The following is a 15,818-nucleotide window of genomic DNA, read 5'->3' as shown; positions in this document are numbered from 1 at the left end:
GGGGCCCGCCGACCGGGCGACGGCCCGCGGCGCGGCGGCGGGCACCGCCGCCGGTACCGCCGCGTTCTGCCTGGGCACCTGGCGGGCCCGGCAGCTGCTGTCCCGCCCGGTCACCCCGCCGGTGGAGACCACGCCCTGGCATCTGATGCCCGCCGCCCGCGTACTGGAACGGCTGGGCAGCACCGACGGGGGCCTGAGCAGGGAGGAGGCCGAGCGCCGGGCGGGCCGGGACACCACCTCCGAGCAGCCGGCCCGCATCGGCCTGCCGGCCGCGTTCATCGAGGAGCTGGCCAACCCCCTCACCCCGGTGCTCGCGGCGGGCGCCGCCCTGTCGGCGGCCGTGGGCTCGCGGACCGACGCGGCGCTGGTGGCCGGCATCACCGGCGCGTCCGCCCTGGTGGGCGCCGTACAGCGGGTCAGGACCGACAAGGCGCTGGAGGAGCTGTTCGCCCGCTCGGCCATCGGCGCGCGGGTGCGGCGCGGCGGGGCCGAACGCCTGGTGGCCGCGGGGGACCTGGTGGCCGGGGACGTGGTGGTGCTGCGTTCCCAGGAGGTCGTGCCCGCCGACTGCCGGCTGCTGCGGGGTGAGGGGCTGGAGGTCGACGAGTCCTCGCTGACGGGTGAGTCCCTGCCGGTGGCCAAGGACCCGGCACCGGTGGTCGCCGCGCAGATCGCCGACCGCCGCTCGATGCTCTACGAGGGCACCACCGTCTCGGCGGGCACCGCGGTGGCCGTCGTGGTGGCCACCGGATCGGCCACCGAGGTCGGGCGCAGCCTGGCGACCGCCCGCCAGAAGGCCCCCGACACCGGGGTGGAGTCGCGGCTGCACGCCCTGACGAAGACCAGTCTGCCGCTGGCGCTCGGCTCGGCCGCCGCGGTCGCCGGGTCCGGGCTGCTGCACGGCCGCCCCCTGGCGGACACGCTCGCCTCCGCGGTGAACCTGGCCGTCGCCTCCGTGCCCGAGGGGCTGCCGCTGCTGGTCAACGCGGCCCAGCTCGCCGCCGCCCGCCGCCTGGCCGACCACGGCGCGCTGGTGCGCAACCCCCGCACCATCGAGGCGCTCGGCCGCGCCGACGTGCTCTGCTTCGACAAGACCGGCACCCTCACCGAGGGCGACCTGCAGCTCGCCGCCGTCAGCGACGGCCGGCGCGAACTGCCCGCCGACCGGCTCGACGCCGCCTGCAAGCAGATCCTGGGCGCCGCGCTGCGCGCCACCCCGCCGGCCCGCACCTCCGAACCCATGGAGCACCAGACCGACCGCGCGGTGGTGGCCGGGGCCCGGCGCGCGAAGGTGGCCGTACGCCAGGGAGCCTCGCAGTGGCGGCGCACCGACGCCCTGCCGTTCGAGCCGTCCCGCGCCTACCACGCCACCGCGGGCCGCACCTCGCGCGGAATGCTGCTCAGCGTCAAGGGCGCGCCCGAGAACGTGCTGGAGCGCTGCACCCGGCTGCGGGAAGGGGGCGGCGGCAAGGACGGAGGCAAGAAGAAGGAGCTCGACGCGGCGGCCCGCGAGCGTCTGACCGGCGCGGCCGAGGAACTCGCCGGCGCCGGGCGGCGGGTGCTGGCCGTGGCGGAGCGTCCGCTGCGCGAGGGGGAGGACCTCACCGACGAGGCCGTCGCCGGCCTGACGTTCCTCGGCTTCGTCGCACTCGCCGACCCGGTGCGCTCCTCGGCCGCGCCGGCCACCGCGCGGCTGCGGGCGGCCGGTGTGCAGACGGTGATGCTCACCGGCGACCACCCCGCCACCGCGGACGCCATCGCCGCCACCGTCAGCGAGGACCCCGACCAGAAGGTGTGCACGGGCGCCGAGATCGACGAGCTGAGCGACGAGGAGCTCGACGAACTGCTGCCCACGCTGGACGTCATCGCCCGGTGCAGTCCCCACCACAAGGTCCGCATCGTCCAGGCGTACCAGCGCATCGGCCGCGTGGTGGCGATGACCGGTGACGGCGCCAACGACGCCCCGGCCATCCGGCTGGCGGACGTGGGCATCGCGCTCGGGCGGCGCGGTACGCCCGCCGCGACCGCGGCCGCCGACCTGGTCGTCGGCGACGACCGGCTGGAGACGATCATCGCCGCGCTGCTGGAGGGGCGCGCGATGTGGGGCTCGGTGCGCGACGCGCTGGCCATCCTCGTCGGCGGGAACCTCGGCGAGGTCGCCTTCAGCGTGCTGGCCGCCGCCCTGACCGGCAGCTCCCCCCTGAACGCCCGTCAGATCATGCTCGTCAACCTCCTCACCGACCTCGCCCCGGCGCTGGCCATCGCGGTGCGCGAACCGGCGACGGAGGCCGGTGAGCGGCTGCTGAGCGAGGGCCCGGACCGCTCCCTGGGGGCCGGTCTGAGCCAGGAGGTGCTGCTGCGCGGCGCCACCACCACGCTCGGCGCCGGGCTGGCCTGGGGCGCGGCCAGGCTCACCGGGCGGGGCCGGCGCGCGGGGACGGTGGCCCTGGCCTCGGTGGTGGGCACCCAGCTCGCGCAGACGCTGCTCACCGGAGGGCTGGACCGCAACGTGCTGACGGCCGGGATCGGTTCGGCGGCGGCCCTGGTGGGGGTCATCCAGACGCCGGGGGTCAGCCAGTTCTTCGGCTGCACCCCGCTCGGCCCCGTCGCCTGGGGCATCACCCTCGGCTCGATCACCACGGCCACGCTGCTGGGGGCCGCGGCGGCCCCGGTGGTGCGCAGGCTGGCACCCGCTCCGGCGGACTGGTCCCCGCCGGAGCAGACGGGGGACGCGGGGCCTTCGGAGCGGCCGGGGGAGTGAGTCCGCGAACCAAGGGGGCGTACGGCATGCCGTACGCCCCCTTCTCCCTTCCCTCCCGTCCCCGTCACCCTTCCCTTCCTCCCCTCCCGCGCACGGGAAAACCGCGGCCCGTGGCCACCTGGGAGGTGGTCACGGGCCGCGGCCACATGACAGGGGGATGAGGAGCCCCCTCGCGGTCCGGAGGACCGGATCAGACCTGGCCGCGCCAGGCGCCCGTCTCCGCGCCACGCTTCTCGATGAACTCCTTGAACCGCTTCAGGTCGCCCTTGACGCGGTGGCGGACCACACCGAGCTTGTCGCCGGCGGTGTCCGCCGCGCCCTCGGGGTCGTGGTCCATCTGGAGCATCACCTTGGTCGTGCTGTCGTCCAGCCGGTGGAAGGTGACCACACCGGCCTGCTTGGCCTCGCCGTCGACCGTCGTCCACGCCACCCGCTCGTCCGGGATCTGCTCGGTGATACGGGCGTCGAACTCCCGCTCGGCGCCGGCGACCTTCGTCACCCAGTGGGTCAGCGTGTCGTTCTTCTGCTCGACCCGTTCGACGCCCTCCATGAACTCGGGGAAGCTCTCGAACTGGGTCCACTGGTTGTACGCGGTGCGCACCGGTACGCGGACCTCGATCGACTCCTCGACGTGAGACATCCAGCATCCCTTCTCTCGCTGTGATGACTGGTATGTGACGCTTTGTGTCGTTGCCTCACGCCTACCCGGAAGGAATGCGGCCATGCGGGTGCACTTGACGAATGCCCGTCAGGTCTGCGAACCCTGCTGACGGCATGTCAGGGCAGGGGAGTGCCGCCGGTGGCGTTGACGATCTCGGCGGTGATGTAACTCGCCTCCTGGGACGCCAGGAAGACATAGGCCGGGGCCATCTCGGCGGGCTGGGCGGGCCGGCCCAGCGGGGACTGCTTGCCGAACTCCGAGGTGTCGGGCAGCGTCGAGGGGATCAGCGGGGTCCACACCGGCCCCGGCGCGACGGCGTTGACCCGGATGCCCCGCTCGGCCAGGTTCTGGGCGAGCCCCTGGGTGAAGGCGACGATGGCGCCCTTGGTTGTGGCGTAGTCGAGCAGGTGGGGGCTGGGCTTGTAACCCTGCACCGAGGTGGTGTTGATGATGCTGCCGCCCGCCGGGATGTGCGGCAGGGAGAGCTTGGACAGCCAGAACATGCCGTAGAGGTTGGTGCGCATGGTCCGGTCGAACTGCTCGGTGCTGATGCCCTCGATGCCCTCGGACTGCGCCATCTGGAAGGCCGCGTTGTTCACCAGGACGTCGATGCGCCCGAACTCCGCCACCGCCCGGTCCACCAGCCGGCGGCACTCGGACTCCTCGCGGATGTCGCACAGCAGGGGCACGGCCCTCCGGCCGGCCTCCTCCACCAGCCGTGCCGTCTCCCGGGCGTCCTTCTCCTCCTCGGCGAGGTAGGTGAACAGCACGTCCGCGCCCTCCCGGGCGAAGGCGAGGGCCACGGCGCGGCCGATGCCCGAGTCGCCGCCGGTGATGATCGTCTTCCGGTCCGTCAGACGGCCGCTGCCCCGGTAGGACGACTCGCCGTGGTCGGGCTCCGGCTCCATCCGCCCGGTCAGGCCGGGGTGCGGCTGGTCCTGCTGGGGGAACTCCGGCTGCGGGTGCTGCCGGGTGGGGTCCTGCTGCTCCTGGTCGCTCATGTCCGCCCTTCTCCTCCGTCTCTCCGTCTCTCGTGTCACCGGTCGCCCCGGTTCTGTTCACCGCCGCCACCACTGCCGCCACTGCCGCCGACGGCCGCGGTGCGCCGTCACCCGCTCCCGGAAGACGCCGCATCCGCCCGGAGTCCTCGGGCTCCGGGCGGATGCGGCCTCCGGGTGAACGCGGTGTCCTCCCGCCCTGGGCGGGAGGAGCCCCGGGCCGTCGCCGTCAGGTGCGGTGGCTGGTGTCCTCGACGCCCAGGCCGAGCGCCCGGGCGATGTCCTGGACGTTCCGGAACTCCTGTCCGGCCGGCAGCCTCCCGGCCAGGTCCAGCAGGCGGTCGGGGGCGTTGTTCTCGCGCAGCTTGTCGAGCACCGCGTCGCGGTCGGCCGGGTAGAGGCCGAGGCCCAGGTGCCGGGCCAGCTCGCTGCGCACCTCGACGTCGTTCTGGTCCATCCCCGGAGGGGTGCCACCGGTGAGCACGGTGTTCGGTGCGCGGTCCACGTCGGGCTGGTCCTCGCCCGAGGGCTGGAGTTCGTGCTCCTCGTCCATGCGGAGCGACCGGCCCGCCCGGAGTTCGCCCTCCATCTCCTGCTTGAGCTCGTCGTCCCGGGCGGGGCCGGTCTTGTTCTTCCCGTGCGTGGCCATCTCGTCCTCCCGAAAGGTCGAAGCGCTGGTCGGCGGCGTGCGCCCACGTGGGGATCGCGTTCCCGGGGATGCCTGGATTACACCGTTTGAGGATCTTTTGGTGCGACCTGGAGGTCACCCCATGTCGCTCCTCCGCTCCGGAGTGACGTCGGCGATGTCCCTGCGGCCGACGTTCTCGGCCTGGTCGATGGCCGCGACGTCCGGGTGGTGCAGGTCGAACGCCGGGGACTCCGAGCGGACCTTCGGCAGGGTGACGAAGTTGTGGCGCGGCGGCGGGCAGGAGGTCGCCCACTCCAGCGAGCGGCCGTAGCCCCACGGGTCGTCCACGGCGACCTTCGGCGCGTACTTCGCCGTCTTCCAGACGTTGTACCAGAACACCATGAACGACATGCCCAGCAGGAACGAGCCGATGGTGGAGACCGTGTTCAGCGCGGTGAAGCCGTCGGCCGCCAGGTAGTCGGCGTACCGGCGCGGCATGCCCTCCGCGCCCAGCCAGTGCTGGACCAGGAAGGTGGTGTGGAAGCCGATGAACAGCACCCAGAAGGTGATCTTGCCGAGCCGTTCGTCGAGCATCTTGCCGGTGAACTTCGGCCACCAGAAGTGGAAGCCGGCGAACATCGCGAAGACGACCGTGCCGAAGACCACGTAGTGGAAGTGCGCCACCACGAAGTAGCTGTCGGTGACGTGCCAGTCCAGCGGCGGGGAGGCCAGCAGGACGCCGGTCAGACCGCCGAAGAGGAAGGTGACCAGGAAGCCGATCGCCCACAGCATCGGCGTCTCGAAGCTCAGCGAGCCCTTCCACATCGTGCCGATCCAGTTGAAGAACTTCACTCCGGTGGGCACCGCGATCAGGAACGACATGAAGGAGAAGAACGGCAGCAGCACCGCGCCGGTGGCGAACATGTGGTGCGCCCAGACCGCGATCGACAGGCCGGTGATCGCCAGGGTGGCGCCGATCAGGCCGATGTAGCCGAAGATCGGCTTGCGGCTGAAGACCGGGATGACCTCCGTGATGATGCCGAAGAACGGCAGCGCGATGATGTAGACCTCGGGGTGGCCGAAGAACCAGAACAGGTGCTGCCACAGCAGCGCGCCGCCGTTGGACGGGTCGAAGATGTGCGACTGGAACACCCGGTCCGACTCCAGGGCGAAGAGCGCGGCGGCCAGCGGCGGGAAGGCCAGCAGGACCAGGACACTGGTCAGCAGGACGTTCCAGGTGAAGATCGGCATCCGGAACATCGTCATGCCGGGTGCGCGCATGCAGATGATCGTGGTGATGAAGTTGACCGCGCCGAGGATCGTGCCGAAACCGCCCAGGCCGAAGCCCATGATCCACAGGTCGCCGCCGACCTGGGGGGTGCGGGTGTCGTCCGACAGCGGCGTGTAAGCGGTCCAGCCGAAGTCGGCCGCGCCGTCGGGCGTGAGGTAGGAGGAGACCGCGATCAGCCCGCCGAAGAGGTAGAGCCAGTAGGCGAGCATGTTCAGGCGCGGGAAGGCCACGTCGGGCGCGCCGATCTGCAGCGGCATGATCCAGTTCGCGAAGCCGGCGAACAGCGGGGTGGCGAACAGCAGCAGCATGATCGCGCCGTGCATCGTGAACGACTGGTTGTACTGGTAGTTGGAGAGGATCTGCGTGCCGGGGCGGGCCAGTTCGGCCCGGATCAGCAGAGCCAGCACACCGGCGATCGTGAAGAAGCCGAAGGAGCTGATGAGGTAGAGGGTGCCGATCTTCTTGTGGTCGGTGGTGGTCATCCATTCGACCACCACCGCCCCCACGGTTTTCTTCTTCTCCTGCTCCGGCGTCGGCTCGTCCGTCTGCACTGCCATGCCCGTGTCCTCTCGACCCACCAGCTCCGACCGGCGCCCCGGCCGCGCCGCCCGTCCGGCGTGCGCACCCGCGGTCCCGGTTCCCGTCCTCTCCACGGGCGGTCTCATCCGACGGGCCGCCCCGACGTGGATAACACCGCCGCCCGGCTCCACCGGCTTTTGACCCTTCGGTGGGCGTGTATGACGAATAGCCCCCTTTGCTCTCCTCCGTCTTACGCGCGCGGGCCGCCCGCGGCAACGGCGCCGTCCGGGCGTCCGGCCTCCGCGGCGGCCGAGGCGGACGCGGCGCCGCGTCCGAATCCCGTGGAGGCGGGTATTCGGACCGCGTCCCCTCCGGCGGACGTTCCGCCCTCGGGAGGGTCGGCGGGGGCGAACCACAGCAGCCATGCCGCGAACGCTGTGCCGGTGCCCAGCAGGACGGCCAGGACGCAGGTGCTCAGCGCTTCGGGGGAGGGGGCGAAGGAGGCCGTCAGGTCGTAGACGATGTGCCCGGCGACCAGCGGTGTGAGCCTGCGGCAGCGCAGGTAGAGGAGGAGGGCGCACGATCCCAGCAGCAGCAGGGCGATGCCGGGCACGCCCAGGTACAGGTGCGCCGCCACCCGCAGCAGCAGGCTGATCGCGCAGGCCGCCCACAGCGGGCGGCCCGCCGCCCGGCCCAGCACGACGACGGCGCCGACCAGCACCATCTCCTCGGCGACGCCCGTGAACAGGATGTTGGCCACCATGTCCGCGGGGCCGCTCCAGCCCAGTGCCGCGCTCTGGGCGCGGTCCAGAACGGGCAGCCAGGGCGCGGCCGCAGGCAGACCCGTCTGGAGGCCCGCCATCCAGGTGACGGTGGTGTAGGCGAGGACGAAGACGGCGCCGAGGACCATCGCGGCCGTCAGCCGTCCGGCGGCGGTGCGCGCACCGGGCGGAGCGATTCCCAGCCCGCGCCACCCGGCCCCGTGCCGCACCGCCAGCTCGCCGCAGAGCCAGGCCAGCAGGACGGTGGTGGCGACACTGCCCACCACCCCCTGAGCCTCACCGGCCCGCACCAGATCGGCGAAGCGGGCGGCGCAGGCGACGGCCGCCACGGCGACGGCGGTACGCCGCCGCGCCGCGCGGCGCTCGGTGAGCAGCCCGGCCAGCCGGCAGCCCGCGGCCAGCGAGCACAGCAGCCGCAGCCACGGGAGCACCGCGCCCGACCAGCCGTCCACCGGTGCGCCCGACAGCCGGGCGAAGTCGAGCGCCGACCCGGTGAGCGGTACCGCGCACGTCACCAGCAGCAGGCCCCACAGGTCGCGTTCGGCCCGCCGCGCGCCGGCGGTACGCGCGGGGCGGCGGACCGGACCGGTCGCGGTGGTGTTCGGCGGGGTGTGGGCCACGGGTGTGTCTCCCGTACGTAGGCGCCGGCGGGTGGCCGCGCTGTCGAGGACTGCTGGGGCTTCTCTGCCTTTCCGGGTAGCCGGTCTCGGGCGGCCGACACCTGCGGCGGCGGTATTGCGGTACGGCGCCGGCCGCGCGGCCTCGCCGACGCGCCCGCGGGAACCGCCACCCGAACGGCCCCGGGGAGAACGCCCATGAGGCGGCGTCAGGGCGCGCCCGGAGCACTTTCAGCCGTCAGAAGACGTCCAGGGGGACCTCGGGGACGGCGCCCAGCGCCTGCTCGGTCCAGATGGTCTTGCCCGAGGGGGTGTAGCGGCTGCCCCAGCGGTGGGCGAGCTGGGCGATGAGGAACAGACCGCGGCCGCCCTCGTCGGTCAGACGGGCGCGGCGCAGATGGGGCTGGGTCTGGCTGGGGTCGGAGACCTCGCAGATCAGGGTCTTGTCCCTGATCAGCCGCAGCCCGATGGGGGAGCCGGCGTAGCGGATGGCGTTGGTGACCAGTTCGCTGACGATCAGCTCGGTGGTGAAGGCCATCTCCTCCAGCCCCCAGGCGGCGAGCTGGGAGGTGACCAGCTCGCGGGCCTGGCCGACGACGGTGGGGTCCGCGGTGAACCGCCAGGCCACGGTGGCCCCGTCGGACAGCGCCCGCACCCGGGCGACGAGGAGGGCGATGTCGTCGGCCGCGGGTTCGGTCAGGACGCGGTCGACGGCGGCGCGTCCGATGTCGGCGGGGGAGCCGCCGGCCTGTACCGCGGCGTGCAGGGCGTCGCGCAGCCGCCGCGTCCGGTCCTTGGACGACGCCTCGTCATGGGCCACCAACTGATTTGTGTAGAAGGCCAGTACGCTCCCCGGGCCCAGGTGGAGCTCGACCGGCTCGAAGGGCATGCCGCCCACACCCAGGGCCGGACCGGGCTTGAGGTCCACCCGCCGGGTGTGCCCCTCGGAACTGGTCAGGATCGGCGGCGGGTGACCGGCACTGGCCATGGCGCAGCGTCCGGTGACCGGGTCGTAGACGCAGTACAGGCAGCTCGCGCCCACGACGCCGCCCGCGCTGCCGTCCGACTGCGGTTCGGTGTAGGCCAGGCGGGTGGCCAGGTCGTCGAGGTGGGTGAGGAGTTCCTCGGGGGCGAGGTCGAGGTCGGCGAGGGTCTGCACGGCGGTGCGCAGCCTGCCCATGGTGGCCGTCGCGCCCAGCCCGTGCCCGGCCACGTCGCCGATGACGAACGCGACCCGCGTGGAGGAAAGGGGGATGACGTCGTACCAGCTCCCGCCGATCCCCGCGGCGGTGCCGGCCGGTACGTAGGTGCCGGCGGTCTCGGCCGCGCTGAACTCCACTCCGGCCGGGGGCAGCAGACTGCGCTGCAGGGTCTCCACGGTGCGCAGTTCGGATGTGTAGCGGCGGGAGTTCTCCACGCTGAGCGCGGCCCGGGAGGCGATCTCCTCCGCCAGGGGGACGTCGTTCACGCCGAAGGGGATCCGGCCCCGGTCGCGCCACAGGCCCAGCACGCCCAGCACCCTCCCGCGGGCGCGCAGCGGGGCGATCAGCGCCGAGGCGGCCGACTCCGGGAACAGCAGCCGCTGCCGCTCCCGGTCGGGGGCCAGCCGCTTCTCCAGGTCGGCCAGATCGGGCACGAGGACGGCCTGGCCGTCGCGGAGGGCGTCGCTCTCCAGATCCCTGGCGTAGACGGAGTCCCCGCGCTGGTACATCTCGGCGGGCCAGGCGCCGTTCGACGGGGCCACCGCGATCCGGCGCAACGGGGTCCCGGGGGAGAAGGCGCCGGGATCGTCGCCCTGGATCACCTTCTCCACCAGGTCCACACAGGCCAGGTCCGCGAAGTCGGGCACCAGGACGCGGGTCAGCTCCTCGGAGTTGCGGGTGACGTCCAGGGTCTGCCCCAGCCGCGCGGCGGCGGAGTGCAGCAGGGCCAGCCGCCGCCGCGCGGTGTGCTGCTCGGTGACGTCGGTGAAGACCGCGGCGACCCCGATGGCGCGGCCGTGGCTGTCGTCGAGCCGGAAGGCCGAGGAGGACAGGATCCGCTCCTGGTCGGGAGCGTTCAGGCGCCGCGCGGAGTGCTCCCAGTCGATGACCGCCTCGCCGGTCCGCAGGACCCGCCGCCACTGCTCCTCGATCGCGGCGGCGTCCTCCGGCACGAGGATGGCCCGCAGGCTCCGGCCGGGCACGTGCTGCCAGGGGTCCGCGGCCAGGGGGATGCCGAAGAACTCCCGGCCCAGGTTCGCGCGGGTCGTGCGCAGCTCGGTGTCGTGGACCACCAGGCCGATGCGGCTCTGGTCGAACAGGGCGCGGATGAGGGACTGGTCCTCCGTCCAGCGCCGCCCGGCGGCGGACGGGACGGCGCACACCAGGAACCGCGCCCCGCCGCCGCTGGCCGCGGGCAGCGGCAGCACCTCGGCGTCCACCTCGACCTCCGTGCCGTCCCGGTGGCGCAGGGCCGTACGGATCTCCAGGGGCTCGGTGCCGGCGTGGCCGGCCGCTCCGTCCCAGGGACCGGGGGTGGTGGCGAAATCCGTCATCGGCCGCCCGCGGACCTGATCGGCCGCCCGGCCGATCAGATCCAGCACGCCGGCCGTGCACTGCAGCACGGTCCCGTCCCCGTCCAGCACGAACACCACCGCGCCACCCCGCGCGGGCCCGGGGCCGGCGTTGTGGCGATCTGTGGTCGGGTTCACTCGGCTGCCTCGCTCCGTGGAAGTGCGACGCTACTTTCGGCCATTCAACCCCGACCGGAGCCCGTGCGCATGACGACGGCCGTCCGCCTGCCGGCCCGGCGGGGCGCATACCGCGAGGACGGACGGTTACCCGGTGAGCCGGGCGGGAATCGCGGTGCCGCTCATGGACCGCCCGCGAGCCGCCCAGGACGGCTCGCGGACGGCGGGGAGCGGCGGACGACACAGGGAGGCGCCATGGCGGAGGGCCCGGAGCAGGCTCCGCTGCTGTACACCGTGGGGCACGGCACGGCCGGCCGGGAGAGGCTGGCCGGTCTGCTGACGGAGGCGGGCGTCGGCCTGGTGGTGGACGTGCGCACCGCCCCGGGCAGCCGCCGCGATCCGGACCTCGCCCGCGACAGGCTCGCGCGGTGGCTGCCCGAGCACGGCATCGCCTACCGCTGGGAGAAACCGCTGGGCGGCTTCCGCAGGCCCCCGGCCGACTCGCCCGACACGGTGTGGCGCAACGCCTCCTTCCGCGGATACGCCGCCCACACCCGGGACCCCTCCTTCCGGGAGGCGCTGGAGGGGGTGCTCAGGGACGCCGCACGGACCGCCACGGCGGTCATGTGCTCCGAGTCCGTGTGGTGGCGCTGCCACCGCCGGCTGATCGCCGACGCCGCGGTCCTGACCGCGGGAGCGGACGTCCTGCACCTGATGCACGACGGCAGGCTCACACCGCACGGGCCGACGCCGGGCGTACGGCTGCGGGAGGACGGCCTGCTGGTCTACGACGACCTGGCCGCCGCCGGCGGGGACCGGTGACGGCCCGGACGGCGGACCGGTGGCGGCCCCGCACCGGCCCGTGGCCGGTGCGGGGCCGGGGTCAGACCACCGCCCACAGCCCCAGGGCGATCACGAACGCCGACAGGCCCAGGGTCGTCTCCATCACCGTCCAGGTCCGCAGGGTGGTCTTGACGTCCATCCCGAAGAAGCGGCTCACCAGCCAGAAGCCGGAGTCGTTCACGTGCGAGAGCACCGTGGCGCCCGCCGCGACGGCCACCACCAGCAGGGTGAGCTTCAGATCGCTCAGCTCCGCGGCGCGGGCCGCCCCGGCGATCAGGCCGGAGGCGGTGGTCAGGGCGACCGTGGCCGATCCCTGGGCGACGCGCAGCAGGGTGGCGATCACGAACGCCTGGACGATCAGGGACATGCCCAGGCCGGACAGGGAGTCGCTGAGCGCGGTCCCGATGCCGGACAGCTCCAGCACACCGCCGAACATGCCGCCCGCGCCGGTGATCAGGATGATGGAGCAGACCGGCCCGAGGGCGCCGTCGATGATGTCGCCGACCCTCCCCATCGGGGCGCGCGGCCGCCCCAGCACGAGGATCGCGGCGATGACGGTGATCATCAGGGCGATCGGGGTGAAACCCAGCAGGCCCAGGAACTCCGCCCAGTCCTCGCCCTCGTCGATGACGCCCGCGGTGGCCAGTGTGCTCAGGACGGTGTCGAAGGAGATCAGCACCAGCGGGATCAGCAGCAGACCGAGGACCGTGCCGAAGGACGGCGGCCGTTCGCCGAGCCGCTCCTCGCCGGTGCCGTCCGCACGGTCCCCCTCGCTCCGTCCGTGGGCGTCGCGCGCCTCGCCGAAGACCACGTCGGGCAGGGAGACGTGGATGCGGGAGCCGAGGAAGCGGGAGACCAGCAGGACGCCCACGTACCACGCGACCACCGCGACGGGCAGGCCCACCAGCAGGGTGAGGCCGATGTCCGCGCCGAGCACCTCGGAGGCGGCGACCGGCCCGGGGTGGGGCGGGACGATGGCGTGCATGGCGGCGAAGGCGCCGGCCGCGGGCAGGGCGTACAGCAGCAGCGAGCCGCCGAAGCGCCGGGCCACGGTCAGGATGATGGGCAGGAACACCACCAGCCCGGCGTCGAAGAAGATCGGGAAGCCGAAGAGGAGCGCGGCCGCTCCCAGCGCCAGCGGCGCCCGGCGCTCCCCGAAGCGGTTGATCAGGGTGTCGGCCAGTACCTGGGCGCCGCCGGTGATCTCCAGCAGCCGGCCGAGCATCACTCCGAAGGCGACCAGGAGGGCCACCGAACCGATGGTGTCGGCGAAGCCGAACATCAGGACGTCGGGGATGTCGGCCAGGGGGAAACCGACCGCGACCGCGGTCACCGCACTCACCAGGACGAGCGACACGAAGGCGTGCAGTCTCACCTTCATGATCAGGAACAGCAGCAGGGCCACGGCGCCCGCGGCCATCAGCAGCAGCGTCGTCGTTCCGTAGGCCGGGTCGATCGCTTCCACGAACCACTCCGTTTTCGTGTTCGCATCGCCGGTCGCCCCGCCCGCGACGGCCGGCGGCGGTCAGGGACACCGCCACCCTGCCCCCGGCGCGCTCCTCCTGACAAGGTGGGGTGGGGGAGCCGGAAGTGCCGGGCGGGGGCGCGGGGGCGCTTCGGGGCCTGCTTCTGGGACCGCTCCCATGAGGTCGCCGACGGGGGATGCCGTCCCCGGAGGGTGTCGTGATGCCCCTTCTGTTGTCGCATGCCTGTTCAGGCAGGCGTCGTCGTTCGGCTACCGCGCAGTTTCCCTTGACTCGGACCCCAGTGTCGCTACTCTCTTTGGGAGCGCTCCCATGCAGTGTCCCAGATCACATGCTCCGGATCGGCGGTCGGTCGCCGACGGTCGGCGTCCACCGCGGCGCCGCACCGCCGATCCGGTGACCGTGCTCTCCCGGCCCCCACGCCCGGCCGAGTCCCGGGCTTCCGCATGGCATGGACACCCTCCGTCCAGGCCGTGCGGAAGCGGGGACCGGACTGTCCGGAGTCGCGACGGACCGCCGGCGAACAGCGGTCCGTGTCCCCCCACCGAGGAGTACGCATGCTCCGCAAGACCCTCTTACCGGCCGGTCGCGCGCTCGCGCTGGCCGCGGCAGCGTCGGCGGCCGCCGGCGCGGCGCTGCTCCTGCCGGGCGAGGCCGCGCGGGCGACCGCCGACGCGGCCTCGCCCTACTACGTCAACCCCGACACCCAGGCCGCCCGCTGGGCGGCCGCCAATCCGGGAGACTCGCGTGCGCCCGTGATCCGCGACCGGATCGCCTCCGTCCCGCAGGGCCAGTGGTTCACCACGACCAACACCGGCACGGTCCGCGCCGAGGTGGACTCGCTCGTCACGGCGGCCGAGGAGGCGGGCGGGATCCCGATCCTGGTGGTCTACAACATGCCCAACCGCGACTGCGGCGGCGCCAGCGGAGGCGGGGCCCCCAGCCACTCCGCCTACCGGCAGTGGATCGACGAGCTGGCCGCCGGGCTGGAGGGCCGGCCGGCCGCCGTCGTCGTCGAGCCGGACGTCCTGGCCCTGATGACGAACTGCCAGAGCGCCGAGCAGCAGGCGCGGACCCGGGAGTCGATGGCCTACGCGGGCAAGGCGCTCAAGGCGGCCTCGTCCCGCGCGAAGGTGTACTTCGACGCCGCGCACTCGAACTGGCACCCGCCCGCGGAGATGGCCTCCCGGCTGAGGGCGTCCGGGATCACCGAGAGCGCCGACGGCATCTCCACCAACGTCTCCAACTACAACCGCACCGCCGACGAGACCGCCTACGCCAAGGCGGTCCTGGACGCGATCGGATCACCGGACCTGCGTGCGGTGATCGACACCAGCCGCAACGGCAACGGGCCCGCCGGAGGCCAGTGGTGCGATCCGCCCGGGCGGGCGGTCGGCACCCCGACGACCGACCGGACGGGAGACGAGAGGATCGCCGCCTTCCTGTGGGTCAAGCTCCCCGGCGAGGCGGACGGCTGCGCCGGGCCGGCCGGTCGGTTCATCCCCCAGCTCGCTTACGACATGGCCGTCGCGGCACCCGCGAGTACGCGGTGAGCGGCGGCAGGACGGCCGAGAGAGGACACTCAATGGAACTGCTGGACAGGTACAGGGACCATGTGCTCGGGCTCTACCGGATCGTGGTGGGGCTGCTGTTCGCCTGCCACGGCGCGGCGACCCTGTTCAACGTGCTCGGCGGACCCCACGGCGGCCAGGTGCCCGGGGTCGGCCAGTGGCCCGCCTGGTGGGCCGCCGTCATCCAGCTCGTCGGGGGCGCCCTGGTGATGCTGGGCGTCGGCACCCGTGTCGCCGCGGTGCTCTGCTCCGGCTCGATGGCGTACGCCTACTTCGTCAAGCACCAGGCCGACGCGCTCTTCCCGATACAGAACGGCGGGGAGGCCGCGGCGATGTTCTGCTGGGCCTTCCTCCTCATCGCCGCGCTCGGCCCCGGCGCGTGGGCGCTGGGCTCGTTGTTCGCGCGCACCGCGCGCGCCGGCCGGGGCGAGGGGGTGCGGGTCACCGCCGCCTGAGGCGGTCCCGCCGGTACGGCCGCCGCCGGGCTCCGCGGGACCGCCGCGGGGCCCGGCGGCGCCGCTGCGCCCGTGCCGTACGTACCGGCGGGACCGCCTCAGGCGCTGGAACGCTCCACCGGGGCGGGCTCGGAGTCCCTGAGGTTCTCCGGCAGGCGCAGCCCCTGGCGCAGCGGTACGAGTTCCGACTGCAGCACCATGGCGGCGGCGCCGATCGCGGGCGCGGTGGCGGCCGACCGGGAGAGCCGGACGGCGACCGGGTGCGCCGCGCGGGAGAAGAACGCGCGGTCCAGCTCCTCGCGCACCACCGGCAGGTACACCGATCCCGCGATCGCCAGGCTCGGGCCGGTCAGCACCAGCAGTTCCAGGTCCATGATGTTGGCCAGCGTGCGGGCGGCCACCGCCAGGTAGCGCGCCGAGCGCTCCAGCAGGGCGCGTGCCCCCGGTTCGCCGCGGCGTGCGGCGCGGGTGACGGCCGCGAAGTCCGCCGTCACCGACGCCCGGCGGCGCCCGGCGCCCCCCCTGGGCGGGGGGCCG

12 protein-coding genes are annotated in these 15,818 nt (G+C 73.5%); 4 read left to right on the top strand and 8 right to left on the bottom strand.

The window, feature by feature from the left end; genetic code table 11:
• Positions 1–2,761 (top strand): cation-translocating P-type ATPase (locus ACLIYP_RS24490; RefSeq protein ID WP_412715277.1); only part of this gene is annotated, 2,761 nt, incomplete at its 5' end.
• 190 nt (positions 2,762–2,951) lie between these two features.
• On the opposite strand, the gene ACLIYP_RS24485 is transcribed toward ACLIYP_RS24490, so the two are convergent.
• The 6 genes from ACLIYP_RS24485 to ACLIYP_RS24460 form a co-directional block, all read right to left on the bottom strand.
• Complete coding sequence (locus ACLIYP_RS24485) at positions 2,952–3,401, bottom strand: SRPBCC family protein (RefSeq protein WP_412715276.1); 450 nt, start codon at positions 3,399–3,401, stop codon at positions 2,952–2,954.
• Positions 3,402–3,538: 137 nt separating this feature from the next.
• Positions 3,539–4,423: an SDR family oxidoreductase gene (locus tag ACLIYP_RS24480; protein ID WP_412715275.1), complete on the bottom strand. Its 885-nt coding sequence runs from the start codon at positions 4,421–4,423 to the stop codon at positions 3,539–3,541.
• Between the two features lie 226 nt (positions 4,424–4,649).
• A complete protein-coding gene (locus ACLIYP_RS24475) occupies positions 4,650–5,069 on the bottom strand; it encodes a DUF2795 domain-containing protein (protein ID WP_412715274.1) in 420 nt (139 codons plus the stop codon).
• Positions 5,070–5,183: 114 nt separating this feature from the next.
• Positions 5,184–6,896, bottom strand: a complete 1,713-nt coding sequence (gene ctaD, locus ACLIYP_RS24470; RefSeq protein ID WP_412715273.1) for an aa3-type cytochrome oxidase subunit I — start codon at positions 6,894–6,896, stop codon at positions 5,184–5,186.
• 212 nt (positions 6,897–7,108) lie between these two features.
• Positions 7,109–8,260, bottom strand: a complete 1,152-nt coding sequence (locus ACLIYP_RS24465; protein ID WP_412715272.1) for a CPBP family glutamic-type intramembrane protease — start codon at positions 8,258–8,260, stop codon at positions 7,109–7,111.
• 235 nt (positions 8,261–8,495) lie between these two features.
• Complete coding sequence (locus tag ACLIYP_RS24460) at positions 8,496–10,949, bottom strand: SpoIIE family protein phosphatase (protein ID WP_412715271.1); 2,454 nt, start codon at positions 10,947–10,949, stop codon at positions 8,496–8,498.
• A gap of 234 nt (positions 10,950–11,183) precedes the next feature.
• Here ACLIYP_RS24460 and ACLIYP_RS24455 point away from each other — a divergent pair, with 234 nt between their 5' ends.
• The gene (locus tag ACLIYP_RS24455; RefSeq protein ID WP_412715270.1) at positions 11,184–11,750 is read left to right on the top strand and encodes a DUF488 domain-containing protein; all 567 of its coding nucleotides are present in this window, start codon (positions 11,184–11,186) and stop codon (positions 11,748–11,750) included.
• A 61-nt stretch (positions 11,751–11,811) separates the two neighbouring features.
• Here ACLIYP_RS24455 and ACLIYP_RS24450 read toward each other — a convergent pair whose 3' ends face one another.
• Positions 11,812–13,236, bottom strand: a complete 1,425-nt coding sequence (locus ACLIYP_RS24450; protein WP_412715269.1) for a GntP family permease — start codon at positions 13,234–13,236, stop codon at positions 11,812–11,814.
• A gap of 576 nt (positions 13,237–13,812) precedes the next feature.
• Here ACLIYP_RS24450 and ACLIYP_RS24445 point away from each other — a divergent pair.
• Both ACLIYP_RS24445 and ACLIYP_RS24440 read left to right on the top strand, forming a co-directional pair.
• A complete protein-coding gene (locus tag ACLIYP_RS24445; RefSeq protein ID WP_412715268.1) occupies positions 13,813–14,808 on the top strand; it encodes a glycoside hydrolase family 6 protein in 996 nt (331 codons plus the stop codon).
• A gap of 32 nt (positions 14,809–14,840) precedes the next feature.
• Positions 14,841–15,281 carry a DoxX family protein gene (locus ACLIYP_RS24440; RefSeq protein WP_412715267.1) on the top strand — a complete coding sequence of 147 codons (441 nt, stop codon included), beginning with the start codon at positions 14,841–14,843 and terminating at the stop codon, positions 15,279–15,281.
• A 98-nt stretch (positions 15,282–15,379) separates the two neighbouring features.
• On the opposite strand, the gene ACLIYP_RS24435 is transcribed toward ACLIYP_RS24440, so the two are convergent.
• The coding region (locus ACLIYP_RS24435) for an ROK family protein (protein ID WP_412715266.1) at positions 15,380–15,818 on the bottom strand (439 nt) is incomplete at its 5' end.

This window comes from Streptomyces nanhaiensis (assembly GCF_046614825.1).
GTDB lineage: Bacteria > Actinomycetota > Actinomycetes > Streptomycetales > Streptomycetaceae > Streptomyces > Streptomyces radiopugnans.
The sequence above is the reverse complement of the archived record's forward strand: the minus strand, read 5'-3'. Positions and strand labels throughout refer to the sequence as shown.

What these genes read in the sequence shown, in the direction of transcription:
- ACLIYP_RS24475 (WP_412715274.1), bottom strand. Translation starts at nt 5,069, where the DNA reads ATGGCCACGCACGGGAAGAACAAGACCGGCCCCGCCCGGGACGACGAG.
- ACLIYP_RS24440 (WP_412715267.1), top strand. Translation starts at nt 14,841, where the DNA reads ATGGAACTGCTGGACAGGTACAGGGACCATGTGCTCGGGCTCTACCGG.
- ACLIYP_RS24455 (WP_412715270.1), top strand. Translation starts at nt 11,184, where the DNA reads ATGGCGGAGGGCCCGGAGCAGGCTCCGCTGCTGTACACCGTGGGGCAC.
- ACLIYP_RS24485 (WP_412715276.1), bottom strand. Translation starts at nt 3,401, where the DNA reads ATGTCTCACGTCGAGGAGTCGATCGAGGTCCGCGTACCGGTGCGCACC.
- ctaD (WP_412715273.1), bottom strand. Translation starts at nt 6,896, where the DNA reads ATGGCAGTGCAGACGGACGAGCCGACGCCGGAGCAGGAGAAGAAGAAA.
- ACLIYP_RS24445 (WP_412715268.1), top strand. Translation starts at nt 13,813, where the DNA reads ATGCTCCGCAAGACCCTCTTACCGGCCGGTCGCGCGCTCGCGCTGGCC.
- ACLIYP_RS24480 (WP_412715275.1), bottom strand. Translation starts at nt 4,423, where the DNA reads ATGAGCGACCAGGAGCAGCAGGACCCCACCCGGCAGCACCCGCAGCCG.